At 68.2% G+C, this 755-nt stretch carries 1 protein-coding gene; it reads left to right on the forward strand.

What is annotated here, in order from left to right; genetic code table 11:
* Positions 1-151: 151 nt before the first annotated feature.
* Positions 152-755: CapA family protein (locus AC08OQ_RS13890; RefSeq protein WP_476612099.1), on the forward strand; the 604-nt coding region annotated here is incomplete at its 3' end.

A 755-nucleotide genomic window follows, 5' to 3' on the forward strand; every position in this document is an offset into this window, starting at 1 on the left:
CCTATGAGCCTCGGTGAAGGCGTTGGTCCTTACTCCGTGCATGAGGCCACCCCCTCGGGGGTTCCGCTCGCGGCCTACAGGTTCCGCCCTGCCCTGAGGGGCGTCAACTCGGCGAACCGGAGGAATCCGGCCGGTGGCCTAGGCTGGAACCGTGCACGACGGCACAGTGACGCTGTTCCTCTGCGGCGATGTGATGCTAGGCCGCGGCGTCGACCAGATTCTGCCGCATCCAGGCAACCCGAGACTTTCCGAGGGATATATCCGGGATGCCCGCGCCTATGTCGAGCTGGCTGAAGCAGCGAACGGCCCGATTCCTCGCCCGGTCGACTTCGCCTGGCCCTGGGGTGACGCACTGCCCGTGCTGGATGAGGTCCAGCCCGATGTTCGGGTAGTGAACCTGGAAAACAACATCACCCGGTGCGATGACTTCGCCGCCGGAAAGGCGGTTCATTATCGGATGAGTCCGGACAACCTTCCCTGCCTGGCCGCCGCCCGGCCCGATGTGTGCGTGCTGGCGAACAACCACCTGCTGGATTCCGGCCACCGAGGGCTCGTCGAGACCCTCGACGCGTTGTTCGCGGCCGGGCTGAGAGCGGTGGGAGCCGGGCGCGACGCGGACGAGGCGTGCAAACCGGCCATGGTCCCGCTCGGCGGGGGCCGGCGGGTCCTGGTCTTCTCGTTCGGCCTGCCCTCCAGCGGCATTCCACGGGCGTGGGCCGCGGCCCCGGGCCGCCTCGGCCTAGCTCTGTCTTCCG

Source organism: Frankia sp. CcCS3, assembly GCF_977927575.1.